The organism is Polynucleobacter sp. UB-Siik-W21 (assembly GCF_018687415.1).
Classification (GTDB): domain Bacteria; phylum Pseudomonadota; class Gammaproteobacteria; order Burkholderiales; family Burkholderiaceae; genus Polynucleobacter.
In genome coordinates, this window is record NZ_CP061289.1 from 1,109,282 (window position 1) to 1,122,718 (window position 13,437).

15 protein-coding genes and 1 tRNA gene are annotated in these 13,437 nt (G+C 45.8%); 12 read left to right on the plus strand and 4 right to left on the minus strand.

Annotation, left to right across the window (positions count from 1 at the left end; genetic code table 11):
* Positions 1-3 precede the first annotated feature (3 nt).
* From C2756_RS05775 to C2756_RS05790, 4 genes are read left to right on the plus strand one after another with little or no spacing between them, the layout of a single operon-like run.
* Positions 4-1,131: an FAD-dependent oxidoreductase gene (locus C2756_RS05775; protein WP_251371994.1), complete on the plus strand. Its 1,128-nt coding sequence runs from the start codon at positions 4-6 to the stop codon at positions 1,129-1,131.
* Positions 1,122-1,319: a sulfur carrier protein ThiS gene (gene thiS / locus C2756_RS05780; protein ID WP_215294637.1), complete on the plus strand. Its 198-nt coding sequence runs from the start codon at positions 1,122-1,124 to the stop codon at positions 1,317-1,319. The genes C2756_RS05775 and thiS overlap by 10 nt, the downstream gene beginning before the upstream one ends.
* 17 nt (positions 1,320-1,336) lie before the next feature.
* On the plus strand, positions 1,337-2,155 hold the full coding sequence (locus C2756_RS05785) for a thiazole synthase (RefSeq protein WP_371817079.1): 819 nt from the start codon (positions 1,337-1,339) through the stop codon (positions 2,153-2,155).
* 10 nt (positions 2,156-2,165) lie between these two features.
* Positions 2,166-3,092, plus strand: a complete 927-nt coding sequence (locus tag C2756_RS05790; protein ID WP_215317959.1) for a thiamine phosphate synthase — start codon at positions 2,166-2,168, stop codon at positions 3,090-3,092.
* Here C2756_RS05790 and C2756_RS05795 read toward each other — a convergent pair.
* From C2756_RS05795 to thiD, 3 genes are all read right to left on the minus strand, one after another.
* Positions 3,089-3,403, minus strand: coding sequence for a hypothetical protein (locus C2756_RS05795; RefSeq protein WP_215317960.1), 315 nt, complete (start codon positions 3,401-3,403; stop codon positions 3,089-3,091). The two genes, C2756_RS05790 and C2756_RS05795, sit on opposite strands and share 4 nt — an antisense overlap.
* A gap of 11 nt (positions 3,404-3,414) precedes the next feature.
* Positions 3,415-3,756, minus strand: a complete 342-nt coding sequence (locus C2756_RS05800; RefSeq protein ID WP_215317961.1) for a hypothetical protein — start codon at positions 3,754-3,756, stop codon at positions 3,415-3,417.
* Between the two features lie 133 nt (positions 3,757-3,889).
* Positions 3,890-4,771 (minus strand): bifunctional hydroxymethylpyrimidine kinase/phosphomethylpyrimidine kinase, encoded by an 882-nt coding sequence (gene thiD / locus C2756_RS05805; RefSeq protein WP_215317962.1) that lies wholly within the window; start codon positions 4,769-4,771, stop codon positions 3,890-3,892.
* A gap of 21 nt (positions 4,772-4,792) precedes the next feature.
* Between thiD and C2756_RS05810 the strand changes: the two genes are divergently transcribed.
* Together C2756_RS05810 and C2756_RS05815 are read left to right on the plus strand one after the other, a co-directional pair.
* Positions 4,793-4,868 (plus strand) — tRNA-Asn (locus C2756_RS05810).
* Between the two features lie 126 nt (positions 4,869-4,994).
* Complete coding sequence (locus C2756_RS05815) at positions 4,995-6,023, plus strand: Bug family tripartite tricarboxylate transporter substrate binding protein (RefSeq protein WP_371817080.1); 1,029 nt, start codon at positions 4,995-4,997, stop codon at positions 6,021-6,023.
* A gap of 5 nt (positions 6,024-6,028) precedes the next feature.
* Here the strand turns inward: C2756_RS05815 and C2756_RS05820 are convergent, their stop codons facing one another.
* Positions 6,029-7,687 carry a thiamine pyrophosphate-binding protein gene (locus C2756_RS05820; RefSeq protein ID WP_215317963.1) on the minus strand — a complete coding sequence of 553 codons (1,659 nt, stop codon included), beginning with the start codon at positions 7,685-7,687 and terminating at the stop codon, positions 6,029-6,031.
* Positions 7,688-7,864: 177 nt separating this feature from the next.
* Between C2756_RS05820 and C2756_RS05825 the strand changes: the two genes are divergently transcribed.
* The 6 genes from C2756_RS05825 to C2756_RS05850 all read left to right on the plus strand — a co-directional run bounded on the left by C2756_RS05825 (position 7,865) and on the right by C2756_RS05850 (position 13,434).
* Positions 7,865-8,734, plus strand: a complete 870-nt coding sequence (locus C2756_RS05825; RefSeq protein WP_215317964.1) for a fumarylacetoacetate hydrolase family protein — start codon at positions 7,865-7,867, stop codon at positions 8,732-8,734.
* A gap of 101 nt (positions 8,735-8,835) precedes the next feature.
* Complete coding sequence (locus tag C2756_RS05830; protein WP_215317966.1) at positions 8,836-10,155, plus strand: U32 family peptidase; 1,320 nt, start codon at positions 8,836-8,838, stop codon at positions 10,153-10,155.
* Positions 10,156-10,178: 23 nt separating this feature from the next.
* Positions 10,179-10,718, plus strand: coding sequence for a hypothetical protein (locus C2756_RS05835; protein WP_215294665.1), 540 nt, complete (start codon positions 10,179-10,181; stop codon positions 10,716-10,718).
* Positions 10,719-10,746: 28 nt separating this feature from the next.
* Positions 10,747-11,316, plus strand: a complete 570-nt coding sequence (locus C2756_RS05840; RefSeq protein WP_251372159.1) for a transporter — start codon at positions 10,747-10,749, stop codon at positions 11,314-11,316.
* Positions 11,317-11,363: 47 nt separating this feature from the next.
* The gene (locus tag C2756_RS05845) at positions 11,364-11,618 is read left to right on the plus strand and encodes a hypothetical protein (protein WP_215317969.1); all 255 of its coding nucleotides are present in this window, start codon (positions 11,364-11,366) and stop codon (positions 11,616-11,618) included.
* A 67-nt stretch (positions 11,619-11,685) separates the two neighbouring features.
* Positions 11,686-13,434 carry an IlvD/Edd family dehydratase gene (locus tag C2756_RS05850; protein WP_215317970.1) on the plus strand — a complete coding sequence of 583 codons (1,749 nt, stop codon included), beginning with the start codon at positions 11,686-11,688 and terminating at the stop codon, positions 13,432-13,434.
* The last annotated feature ends 3 nt before the right edge of the window (positions 13,435-13,437 follow it).

Sequence of the window (13,437 nt, forward strand, 5' to 3'; positions counted from 1 at the left end):
TCTATGTCCAGCAAATACGCCATCGTCGGCGCCGGCCTCATGGGTCGGCTCCTGGCGGTAGCGCTTGCTCAGCGTGGAGCGCAAGTTGATTTATTTGATCAAGGTGGTTCTGATGCAAGCGGTGCAGCTGCTCGTATTGCTGCTGCCATGCTGGCCCCATTGGCTGAGTCTGCTATTACCGAGGATTCGGTGGTGCGCATGGGTATTCATAGCTTGCCACGCTGGAAACAGCTCATAAGCGAACTCTCTAATCCAGTCTATTTTCAGCAAGATGGCACTTTAATTTTGTGGCATCGACAAGATGCTAATGAAGCCGAGCGCTTTACCAATCATCTTGAAAAGAATTGTCGTCACATTCCTCAATTAACGCTGCCGCAAAAACTCAATAGTGCAGAGTTACGCAAACTTGAACCTGGTGTCGCAGATCGATTTATACAAGGCTTATATCTACCTGGCGAAGGTCAACTCGATAATCGTCAATTACTGAATGCTCTATTACAAGAATTAATTATTCTGAAAGTCAATTGTCTTTGGAATACTGCGGTAGATCCGGAGCAATTGCGTAATGACAGTCAATACCAATGTGTAATTGATTGCCGTGGTAATGGCGCCAAAGATGCTTGGACCTCAACTGGCAAGAGCTTGCGAGGAGTACGCGGTGAAGTGGTGCGACTCTTTGCCCCAGAGGTCAAATTACGCAGACCTACTCGCTTGATTCATCCTCGTTACCCCATTTATATCGCCCCTAAAGAGAATGACGTCTACGTTGTAGGTGCAACGGAGATTGAGTCTGATGATCTTTCGGAGATGAGTGTGCGCTCTGCGATGGAGTTACTCAGTGCGGTGTATACCGTGCATAGCGGCTTTGCTGAAGCCCGCATCTTAGAGATGGCAACCCAATGTCGCCCTACTTTGAAAAATAACTTGCCAGAAATTTGGGTGCAGAAAGATAAAGGCTTATCAGATTTGATCATGATCAATGGTCTCTACCGCCATGGATTTATGATATCTCCAGCTGTGCTAGATTCCACATTAGAGCTCTTAGAAGTTGGTCAAAGCAATACTGCATTCGAATTGGGTTTGAGCATTACCAGTAACACTAGCAATCATGAGGCAAGTGTATGCGTGTAATCGTCAACCAAATCGAATATGAGCTTCCGAGTCAGAGTATGATCTCAGATGCGCTGTCCTTGATTAATGCAAAACCGCCTTATGCAGTTGCGGTGAATTTGAACTTTGTACCCAAAACGAAATACGATCAATTTCCCCTCAATGAAAATGATCAGATTGAAGTCATTGCCCCAGTCACTGGCGGCTAATCCCCTATTTACTATTCATGACTGCACCATTGCCCAATAATCTGAATAGCGCTGATGCCCTCGTTTTATACGGCGAGAGCTTTGCCAGCCGTTTACTATTAGGCACCTCACGCTATCCTTCTCCACAGGTGCTCGAGAATGCAGTAGAGACGGCCAATCCAGCGATGATTACCGTAAGCTTGCGTCGCCAGGGTACTAGCACTACTGAAGCCCATAGCGGCTTTTGGGATCTGCTCAAGAAAATGTCAGTACCCGTTCTACCAAATACAGCAGGCTGCCATAGTCCGCAAGAGGTCATTACTACTGCCCAGATGGCGCGCGAAGTGTTTGAGAGTGATTGGATTAAGTTAGAGCTCATCGGCGATGACTACACTTTGCAACCCGATACGTTGCGCCTTGTGCAAACAGCAGAAACCTTAATTAAAGATGGTTTTAAGGTGTTACCGTACTGCACTGAAGATTTGATTTTGTGCCAACGTTTGGTGGATGTAGGTTGCCAAGCAGTGATGCCTTGGGCTGCGCCTATTGGTACTGGTCAAGGCCCACTGAATCCTTATGCCATGAAATTATTGCGTGACCGTATCAAGGTGCCATTGATTGTGGATGCGGGATTAGGGCTTCCTTCCCATGCTTGCACGGTAATGGAATGGGGTTTTGATGGCGTACTACTGAATACTGCTGTAGCCCTTGCAAATGATCCTGTGGCTATGGCTAAATCCTTTGCGATGGCTGTAGATGCAGGTCGTACCGCTTACCTGTCAGGCGCCATGAAACCGCAAGAGTCTGCCCAGGCAAGCACCCCTTTAGTTGGCACACCTTTTTGGCATCAAGCCTAGAGACTAATCCATGAGTCTAGTACGTGACCTTGCCGATCAGATTATTCAAGCGCATAAAGGCGATGAATTGTGTATTCCATTGCCACAATTTTCCATGAGCTTACCTCCTCCACGCATTGATAATGAGGCTGCAACTGATCATTACGAACTTGCTGGCGCACTTGCTGCTATTGAAATGGGCTTTATTGAATCGGATGCCAAAGTCTTAGGGAAAGCATGGTCACGCATGACCTTGCATGATGGTGGTTTTAATCCGTTTAAGTGGCCCAGCAGACCAGAGCAGTTCGACTTATTGCCTTGGATGCGCAATATGAATCCAAATGCTTTTAAAGAATGTCCGAAGCGCTTGGGACTTTATGGTGTCATGCCCGATGCTGATTGGGTAAAGCGTATGGTTGAAGCTGAACTGCCGACTGTGCAATTGCGCTTTAAATCTGAAGATCGCTACAAAATCAGAAAACAAATTAAAGAATCTGTCAAAGCGGTTGAAGGCAGCAAGACCTTACTCTTTATCAATGACTTCTGGGAAGAGGCTATAGATGCACAGGCTTATGGAGTGCATCTCGGACAAGAGGATTTAGACACTGCTGATTTGGAAAAAATTCGGGCGGCAGGTTTAAGACTGGGCTTAAGCACTCATGGTTATGCTGAGTTAGCTCATGCAGACCGTTTTTGTCCTAGCTATATTGCGATGGGCGCAGTCTTCGCGACTAACCTGAAGAAAATGCCCACGGCACCACAAGGACTAGGCAGACTGTATCAATATGCGAAATTGATGAGTCACTATCCATTAGTTGCCATTGGTGGCATCGATCAAGAAAGCATTCATGTGGTTGCTAAGAGTGGCGTAGGTTCTGTTGCGGTGGTGAGAGCTATCACACAAGCCAAAGATCCTAAGGCTGCCGTCAAACACCTGCAAGCATTAATGCAAACTTAGTTTTTAGAAATTGATAAAGCTTTATTGCCAATCAACAATTTACCCACAGCAGGACAGATTAAAACATCTTTGTAGCGAACCGGAACATACTCATATTGTCCGCCGGACGCCACTTTCCAAGTAGAGTTGTCATAGAGGGTAAATACATCTCCAGGATTGCCGTAGAAAGCAAATGGCTCTTTAATGACATTCTTGTAGCAAGTGACAGCTTCACCTTTAGATGTTTGCGAGAGCGCCATTTGTGATTGAGCTGTAAACCCAAGAGATAAAATCAATGAAGCTACAGACTTTCGAACGAGTAATCTGTACAATTATTTTCCTCTCATCGATTCTGAGAACTAGCTAATAATTCGTCTTTATCTTTGAGCCAGGATAAGCCCTGTTTAGTGGGCAATACATACTTACGTCTTGCATCACGCTTACAAGTCTCGGTCTTTATCATCTTCTTTAAGATCAAAGTCTTCATAATGGAATGAAGGGTAGCTTGTGAAGCAATATCACCAAGCAAGATTAGATCTAAAACCGAAAATTCCACACCATCAGAATAAGCTCCTAACACAGCCTCCAGTACCAGAAGCTCTTTACAATCATTGATCTTGTAGCGCTTATTAATCTTGCGGGTAGACTTCGAAAATTCCAAAAAGGGAGACGAGGAAAATAACATGCTCGCTATCGTATTACCTCTATAGCTAATAGCCTAGAAGTATCGAAAATAACTTTTATATTTAATTTTTATAAAAAGTTTAGGCTAAGCAATGCGGATAAGTCAGCAAAAATCTCAATAGCAGCTATTGGGCTTAACTACTTTCTTCATTTGGCAAAGCAGTTGGATAAAAATCGTGCATATGCCAAAGCGGGCCAGGACCCTTCCCAATACTCAAGAAGCGGCCCGCTTCTAGTCCTGCCTCAACATAAGCAATCGCTTTGGCAACCGCATGACTTAAATCATGACCATCCGCTAAATAAGTCGCAATCGCCGCAGCAAGAGAACAGCCGGTACCGTGAGTATTTGCAGTATTCACGCGATAGTGTTTGAACTCTTTTGACTGAACCACTTCAAGACTATCTTCAATCGTGCGCCACATTAAATAGTCAGTAATTTGAGTGTGGCTTGCATCAAGATGACCGCCCTTAATCAGAACTGCTTGCGGACCCATCTCGAGTAATTTTTGTGCTGCGAATTGAAATTCATTTGGGCCAGTAATATCGTGACCCAATAGTAAAGATGCTTCATCTAAATTTGGAGTGATCAGTGTTGCCATTGGAAATAACTCTTGCATCATTGCCTGAGCAGTATCGTCACCACCCAAACTTGCGCCTGAGGTTGCGCGCAATACAGGGTCTAAGATAATTCTGCTGACACCATGCTTGCGAAGTGTTTTGGCGACAGTGCGAACAATTTCTGGGCTAGCTAACATACCGATCTTGACGATATCAGCGCCAATATCTAATAAAACAGCATCGATTTGAGCCTCCACGACATCTAAGTCGACATCCTGAATACGCGTAACCCCTAAAGTGTTTTGAGCTGTAATAGCTGTGATCACAGACATCCCATAGCCACCGAGGGCAGTGATTACTTTGAGGTCGGCCTGAAGTCCTGCTCCGCCGCCGCTATCCGAGCCAGCAATGGTCAGTACCTTAGGGATACGGATAGAAGTGGGAAGAAGTGATTTCATCTTGCTATAATATCGGCTTATTCCTCGATAGCTCAGTCGGTAGAGCGCCGGACTGTTAATCCGTAGGTCCCTGGTTCGAGCCCAGGTCGAGGAGCCAAATAAGTGAAGGGTCTAGAGAAATCTAGGCCCTTTTTCATTTTGATCCCCTCAGTTTGCTCTGTTATGCTTAAATTAAGCAATTAAAAATCATCATCAGAATGATTTTCATCAACAGGAGATGGCAATGATTCAAAGTAGCCCTTTTAACGCGTTTATCCGTGCAATGCAGTGCTGCATCATCATTGCTACCTTCTTTGCAGGGTCGCAAACGTCTTTTGCGCAATCTGATTACCCCAATAAGCCAATCCGTTTTATTGTTCCGTTCCCGGCTGGTGGCGCAACTGACAATATTGCTCGGCCACTCCAAAATGAACTGTTAAGTACTGCTAAGTGGAATGTCATCATCGACAATAAGCCCGGTGCCGGCGGCAATATCGGTGCTGAGATTGTTTCTAAATCTGCTCCTGATGGTTACACCTGGCTCATGGCATCAGTAGGTACACATGGCATCAACCTGCCGCTCTACACACAAGGTGGCGGTAAATTACCATTTGATCCGATTAAGGATTTCACACCGATTACCTTGGTCGCCGAGTTGCCTAACGTATTAGTGCTCAATCCAGAATTTGCGTCTAAGAACAACATCAATAGCGTAAATGATCTGATTGCTTACGCCAAAGCCAATCCAGGCAAGGTCAATATGGCATCGAGCGGTAACGGTACCTCCATCCATATGGCTGGCGAGCTGTTTAAATCAATGACTAAAACCTATATGGTTCACCTCCCCTACAAAGGAAGCCCGCCAGCGGTGACTGATCTCATGGCCGGCAACGTTGACATCATGTTTGATAACTTACCGTCTTCGATTAACTATATTCGAGCTGGACGTTTAAAAGCATTAGCAGTGACGAGCGCTAAACGGTCTCCTGCATTCCCAGATTTGCCAACCATTGCTGAAGCAGCAAACCTCCCAGGTTATGAAGCTACCTCTTGGTTTGGAGTAGTGGGCCCTGCAAATATGCCTGCCGATATTTTAAATAAAGATAGTTCTGTATTGATGGCTGCTATCAATAGTGCCGCAGTCAAAGAGAAATACATAGCCATGGGTGCACAACCGGTTGGCAATACACCAGCCCAATTTTCAAACTTCATCAAAAATGAAATTGCGAAGTGGACTAAGGTTGTAAAAGATTCTGGAGCGAAGGTAGATTGACCCTGCTACTTTCCTAATTGGGAAAGTAGCTTGCTTGGCGAGATCACTTCTTGGTCGAGCACCAATTCTATTAATGCACCCTTCTTGCTTGCTAACGCTTTTGCAAATGCGGGCGCAAACTCTGCCGTTTTAGTCACTCTAAATCCTGGCATACCAAAGCTATCGGCAAACTTCACAAAATCTGGATTAGTTAAGCCTGTGGCAATCACGCGAGAGGTAAATTCTCGCTCTTGATGCATGCGGATTGTTCCGAGCATATTGTTATTCACCACAAAAACAATTGGAAAGGCGTCATACCGTGCTGCCGTTGCCAGCTCTTGGCAATTCATCATGAAATCACCGTCACCGCAAACTGCAATCGCCACCTTTTCAGGATTGGTTATTTTGGCAGCAATTGCTGCTGGCAGTCCATAACCCATGGATCCATTGGCTGGAGCTAATTGCGTTTTATAAGGGCCATAGGGATAAAAACGATGCACCCAAGTAGCAAAGTTACCGGCGCCATTAGTCATAATTGAGTCACGTGGAATAGAGCTTGGTAATGAAGCCATAATCTGCGCCAACTGCAGATCACCAGGAACAGTTACCGGGCTTGAGAATGTTAAATACTCAGCATGCGCCGTCTTCATGACTGCTGAGTCATGATTCTTAGCCATCTTTACCATCTTGAGTGCTGCACAAAAATTTTCTGGGCTGCAATTAAGGGCAAAGTCTGGGCGATAAACGCGACCCAACTCTTCGGGTCCTGAGAGGACGTGAATTAATGTTGCTTTAGTTTGCGGAACAGACAATAAGCTGTATCCCGCCGTTGTCATTTCTCCTAAGCGCTCACCAATCACCAAAAGAACATCAGCCTCTTGAATCCGCTTCACTAAGGCAGGATTGGCACCGATACCTAAATCACCTGCAAACGCTGGATCTAGATTATCAATGACATCTTGTGAGCGAAAGCTGGTCGCCACCGGTACACCTTCTCTATTGACCCAGCTTCTCAAGTCCTCACAGGCAGCACTATTCCAATTGCCCCCACCGGCAATGACCATAGGCTTGTTGGCTGATGCAAAAGCTTGCATTGCCTGTTGAAAAACATTCCCATCTAAGCCTGGCTGAACGATATGTGCAGGCTTCACAGGGTTTTCTTGGCCAGTCATATACAACACATCTTCTGGCAAAGCTAACACTACAGGTCCTTTGCGACCTGCCTGTGCTACGTGGAATGCATGCGAAACAAATTCGTCAATGCGATCAACGCGATCAATACTACCAATCCACTTTGCACATTCTGAATACATGCGGCGATAGTCGATTTCTTGAAAGGCTTCACGCTCAACCATATCAGTGCCCACTTGACCTACCAATAAAACCATGGGCGTTGAATCTTGATAAGCAGTGTGCATGCCAATCATGGCATTTGATGCACCTGGTCCACGCGTGACCATCAATACACCTGGCTGACCGGATAACTTTGCATAGGCCTCTGCCATATAGGCAGCACCACCTTCTTGTCGGCAAGTAATAAATCGAAACTTGGGATGATCTACCAGCCCATTTAATAAGGGAAGAAAACTCTCACCTGGCACACCAAAGGCAATATCCACCCCTTGCCTTACCAAAGCATTTGCCAGGATCTGGCCACCATTGAGCAGCGTGCTTGGTGTATCCATGATGTTTTTATGCTTTCTTATAATTAATAATATTCATGCGTATGACTGAAAAGTTATCATACTTTAATAGGCTAGGAGGCCTTTAAATGGGTGAATAGTCGGCCTTTTAATGCATGAAGGCTGTCCTATACTGCATGACTTAGATAGAAATCAAACAATGAAATTGGAGATATTGATATGAGGCTATTTGGCTTTAGAGGTCCAAATGGATATGAGAGTGTTGGCGCCCTCTCAAAAGGTAGTCACGATACCTATATTGATCTGTGCGCCACAGATCCACTCATTCGGAATAACTTACAAGAAATCATTCAATCTCCAGAGCAATTGGAGCGAGCAGACTTGGCACTTAAAAACTCCAAAGCAATCGGCGGCAACCTCAAAGAGATTTCTTTTAAGGTTCCCATTGAAAGACCGGGGAAAATTGTCTGCATGGGCTTGAACTATGCTGACCACGCAAAAGAAGGTGGTAACGCGAGACCTGAATACCCGAGCTTTTTTATGCGCGGCCCAAGTTCCATGACAGCGCATTTAAGTCCGATAATTCGACCAAAGGTATCTGACAAACTCGATTACGAGGCTGAGCTGGCTTTTATTGTTGGCAAGAAAGCGCGTCACCTAACACTAGACAATGCCTTAGATTGCGTTGCTGGCTATAGCATCTTCAACGATGGCAGCATTCGTGATTACCAACGTAAAACTACTCAGTGGACGATTGGTAAAAACTTTGATCAAACGGGTGCATTCGGTCCATGGCTAGTGACGCCAGATGAACTTCCCCTAGGATGTGATGGTCTCAATATTCAATCACGCTTAAATGGTCAAGTGATGCAAAACGCCAATACCAAAGATTTTCTTTGGGGTGTTGCAGAGACTATTGTGTTGATTTCTGAATGTATGACTTTAGAGCCAGGAGATGTTGTGATCACGGGCACTCCTGCTGGCGTAGGTTACGCAAGAACACCTCCTGTCTTTATGAAGCCAGGTGATATCTGTGAGATTGAAATTGAGTCTATTGGCGTCTTACGTAACACCATCGCAGACGAATAAACTGCTGAGCATCTGAATTAACCCCTAAATGAGGCCTTTTAAGCACATTTAGGGCACTTTCTCACCAAGCAAATGGGCTAAGCAGGCATTAAAATAGCCCCATGATGAAAACGCCAGAACTACTAGCCCCCGCGGGCAGCCTCCAAATGCTCGAAACTGCTTTTGATTTTGGAGCAGATGCTATTTATGCAGGTCAGCCACGCTATTCCTTACGCGTTCGTAATAATGACTTCGGAAAGATTGAAGTTCTTAAACAAGGTATCGATACTGCCCACGAATTAGGAAAAAAGTTTTATCTCGTTTCTAATTTATTGCCTCATGGTGGAAAGACGCGGACTTATATTCGAGATATGTCTCCAGTTGTAGCGCTAAAACCAGATGCTCTCATCATGTCAGATCCTGGTTTGATCATGATGGCTAGAGAAGCCTGGCCAGACATGCCAATTCATTTGTCTGTGCAAGCGAATACGGTAAATGGTGCCTCTGCAAAATTTTGGCGTTCAGTTGGCATTAGTCGTGTCATTTTGTCTCGCGAACTCTCTTTCGATGAGATTGAAGAGGTTCGTCAAGACTGTCCAGAAATGGAACTAGAAGTTTTTGTACATGGTGCTTTATGCATTGCCTACTCTGGACGGTGCTTACTCTCAGGTTACATGTCACATCGTGATTCGAATCAGGGTGCTTGCACTAATGCTTGCCGTTGGGACTATAAAGTAAAACCAGGACAACAAAATCAAAGTGGTGATGTTGTATTGCTCCAAGAAGCCAGAAGGCCGGATGAATTGATGCCTATGGAAGAGGATGAGCATGGTACTTACATCATGAACTCCAAAGACTTGCGAGCGGTTGAACATATTGAACGGCTCACTAAGATGGGTGTAGATTCTTTTAAGATTGAAGGTCGCACCAAGTCTCCTTATTACGTTTCTCGCACTTGCCAAGCTTATCGCTCAGCGATTGATGACGCTGTTGCAGGCAGACCATTCAACAAAATATTGCTTGGTAATCTTGAAGGCTTAGCCAACCGTGGGTATACCGATGGGTTCTATGAACGCCACCACGATAAAGAGTATCAACTCTATATGCGAGGTTACTCGCTCTCAGGCAGAAGCTTATACGTCGGTGAAACTCTCGATATAGATCAGTCTAATGGTCGCGTGAAGATCGACGTCAAGAATCGTTTTTCTGTTGGCGACAAACTCGAAGTCATCGAACCTCAAGGCAATCAAGATATGGTTTTAGATGCGATGTGGAATATGCAGGGAGAGCCTATTACTGTTGCACCCGGCTCAGGACACTTTGTATGGATCAAGCTGGCCTTAAAAGATAAGAAGGCCTATATTGCTCGCTATACCAATGAACCTGCACCCGTTGAAGTGAGCTCTGCATGCTCAAGTGGCGAATCTTGTTGTAATGCTTAATCGCAGTCCTATAGATTGCCCTCATGACCAATACACCAGCTACAACTGATCCTAAACGTAGCCTGCTGCAAGGATTGATAGGTGAAGCTGAAAAGGCATTAGCCCTTTCTATTTATTTTGGCATTTGGTTTTGCTCTCTCACGTTTTTGGGCGTCACCTCACTACATGAGCGCCCTATTTCGCTGACTATTTTTGGCCTAGCACTGATCAAGGCTGGGCTTTCGGCAAAATTTATGTTGATTGGCCAAGCGATTTTCCCGATCAAAGTGAATAAGACTTATGGCATTCTGAAATCACTTTTTGTTGAATCCTTCATTTATCTAGCGATTGTTTTATCTCTAAACTATCTCGAAGCTGGGATTGATGGCGCCATTCATGGCAAAAATTTTCTAGCTTCCATGGCTGCTTTTGGACAAGCTGACCCCTTACACGTTATTGCAATGGCTTTGGTCTATTGGTTGATAGTGTGGCCCTATCTCATTTTTACTGCTATGCAAATGATGATGGGCAAAGAAAATGTACTGAGCTTATTTTTCGGCAGCCGCATTTCAGAAAGTAAATAATTTGTATTTAAGGCAGTTATCCTTGCGAGTGCTAGCTGCCCGCCTTTGCTTGATCTTTGTTTTATCTTTTTCTATCGCTCATGTTCAAGCCCAAGAAATAGAAGCCCGCGCTTACTCTAATGCGCCTATTGGCATGAACTTTGTCACCGGCGGTATTGCGCAGGCCAAAAGTGGCTCTTACACCCTCCATACTCAAGCAGTTAGTCTGACTCACGTGATTGATGTCGCCGGACAATCTGGCAGACTTACCTTGGCGCTGCCTTATGGGGAGCTATCGGGTACAGGTCATGTTGGTGGCCAAGCGATAAATGCCTCAGCGGAAGGACTCTCAGATCCCATGATCAAAGCCTCTGTCAATCTCTATGGCGCGCCTGCACTATCCAACAGTCAGTTCAGAGACTATCAACAGAACTTAATCATTGGGGCGAGTATCGCTGCCACTATTCCCTGGGGTGAGTACAACAGCAATCAGATGATTAATGTTGGTGCCAATCGCTCCCTGATTCAGCCAGCCATGGGACTTTCCCAAGCACTAGGACCTTGGAGGCTAGAGTTAGCTAGCATGGAACCATTTACACCAGCAATACTAATTATTTAGGTAATAACACCCTTTCACAAAGCCCAATCTACTCTGGTGAAACCCATGTGATTTATTACTTCCCCAATACGGCATGGGTCTCTGCTGATGCCACCTATTTCACTGGCGGTCAAACTTATGTCAATGGGATTCCCGTTAACGGTACACAAGAAAATTGGCGCTTTGGTAGCACCCTCTCCTATCCAATTGATAAGCAAAACTCAATTCGAATCACTGGTAGCAAGGGAGTCTACTCACGCACTGATACGAGCTACAACGCTGTTGGCATCTCCTGGCAATACCGTTGGGGCGGCAACCCCTAGGCCATACTGCGCCCAAATAGCTACAATGAGCAAAACAGCCTTTTAATCATCAACCCTTGAGACAAGCATGAGTTCCAAACCAAAAGACAACAAAACTCCATCGGAAACAGGCCTGCGCAAAGGTCTAACGAGTTATGGCGATAAAGGCTTCTCATTATTTTTACGCAAAGCATTTATTAAAGGGGCTGGTTACACCAATAGCGCTTTAGATCGACCAGTCATTGGCATCATTAATACCGGTAGCGCCTACAACCCCTGCCACGGCAATATGCCGCAATTACTCGAGGCCGTAAAACGTGGTGTGATGTTGGCTGGTGGTTTGCCCATGGAATTTCCGACAATATCCATTCATGAAAGTTTTGCGGCTCCAACCAGTATGTATCTACGTAACTTGATGTCGATGGATACCGAGGAGATGCTGCGAGCACAGCCGATGGATGCCGTTGTGATGATTGGCGGCTGCGATAAAACTGTTCCCGCCCAAATGATGGGCGCAGCTTCAGCAGGTTTACCTGCTATTCAACTGATTACTGGGTCTATGCTCACGGGCTCTCATCGGAGTGAACGGGTTGGCGCTTGCACTGACTGTCGCCGCTACTGGGGTAAATTCCGCGCCGGCGAGATTGATGAAGTTGAAAAAGATGAAGTGAACGATCAACTGGTCGCCAGCGTCGGCACTTGTTCTGTGATGGGTACCGCTAGCACCATGGCGTGTATCTCCGAAGCACTTGGCATGACAGTGCCTGGGGGTGCCACACCTCCTGCTGTGACTGCAGACCGTATTCGGGTTGCTGAAGAAACTGGTGCCTGCGCAGTACAGATGGCCAAAGATGGTTTAACGATTGATCAGATTTTGACAGCAGATGCCTTTGAAAATGCGATGCGGGTATTGCTGGCGATTGGTGGCTCTACGAATGGCATTGTTCATTTAGCAGCTATTGCTGGACGCATGGGTCTAGAAATTGATCTTGATGCGCTCGACAAAATGGGTAATGAGACCCCGGTCTTGGTTGACTTAAAACCATCCGGTGATCATTACATGGAAAATTTCCATGATGCAGGTGGCATGACTACGCTTTTACGTGAACTTAAACCACTCTTAAAACTGGGTACGATGACTGTAACGGGAAGAACCTTGGGCGAGGAAATCGATGCGGGCCCGCCAAGCTTCAAGCAAGATGTCGTTCGAAAAATGAGTAATCCGATTTATCCTCGTGGCAGCATTGCCGTTCTGCATGGCAACCTTGCTCCCGGTGGCGCTATTATTAAGCAATCTGCTGCAGATGAAAAACTCATGGAGCATGAAGGTCGAGCCGTAGTCTTTGAAAACTCAGAAGACCTAGCCAATCGCATCGATAGTCCAGATTTGGATGTCACTGCCGACGATATTATTGTTCTAAAAAATATTGGCCCTAAAGGCGCACCTGGAATGCCCGAAGCTGGCTATATTCCGATTCCGATGAAGTTGGCTCGTGCTGGCGTTAAAGATATTGTGCGTATCTCGGATGGCCGTATGAGTGGCACTGCTTTTGGCACGATTGTGCTGCACGTCACCCCTGAGTCTGCGATTGGCGGCCCCTTAGCCCATGTCCGTAATGGTGATCGCATTCGTCTCAGCGTCAAAAACCGGGAGATTAGCCTCTTGATTTCTGAAGCAGAATTAGAAAAACGCGCCAAAGAAAATCCAGTCATCTCGCCAACCGCAGAGCGTGGCTACAAGAAGCTGTTCCTCGATACTGTTACACAAGCGGATAAAGGCGTGGACTTTGACTTCTTAAGGGCTGCCAAGATGGTGGGCAAAACTCCTAGCAAGTAATTT

Bases quoted from the DNA above. Each gene is read 5' to 3' on its own strand.
- C2756_RS05775 (WP_251371994.1), top strand. From the start codon at position 4: ATGTCCAGCAAATACGCCATCGTCGGCGCCGGCCTCATGGGTCGGCTC.
- C2756_RS05785 (WP_371817079.1), top strand. From the start codon at position 1,337: ATGACTGCACCATTGCCCAATAATCTGAATAGCGCTGATGCCCTCGTT.
- thiS (WP_215294637.1), top strand. From the start codon at position 1,122: ATGCGTGTAATCGTCAACCAAATCGAATATGAGCTTCCGAGTCAGAGT.
- C2756_RS05820 (WP_215317963.1), bottom strand. From the start codon at position 7,687: ATGGATACACCAAGCACGCTGCTCAATGGTGGCCAGATCCTGGCAAAT.
- C2756_RS05790 (WP_215317959.1), top strand. From the start codon at position 2,166: ATGAGTCTAGTACGTGACCTTGCCGATCAGATTATTCAAGCGCATAAA.
- C2756_RS05825 (WP_215317964.1), top strand. From the start codon at position 7,865: ATGAGGCTATTTGGCTTTAGAGGTCCAAATGGATATGAGAGTGTTGGC.
- C2756_RS05815 (WP_371817080.1), top strand. From the start codon at position 4,995: ATGATTCAAAGTAGCCCTTTTAACGCGTTTATCCGTGCAATGCAGTGC.
- thiD (WP_215317962.1), bottom strand. From the start codon at position 4,771: ATGAAATCACTTCTTCCCACTTCTATCCGTATCCCTAAGGTACTGACC.
- C2756_RS05800 (WP_215317961.1), bottom strand. From the start codon at position 3,756: ATGTTATTTTCCTCGTCTCCCTTTTTGGAATTTTCGAAGTCTACCCGC.
- C2756_RS05850 (WP_215317970.1), top strand. From the start codon at position 11,686: ATGAGTTCCAAACCAAAAGACAACAAAACTCCATCGGAAACAGGCCTG.
- C2756_RS05835 (WP_215294665.1), top strand. From the start codon at position 10,179: ATGACCAATACACCAGCTACAACTGATCCTAAACGTAGCCTGCTGCAA.
- C2756_RS05830 (WP_215317966.1), top strand. From the start codon at position 8,836: ATGATGAAAACGCCAGAACTACTAGCCCCCGCGGGCAGCCTCCAAATG.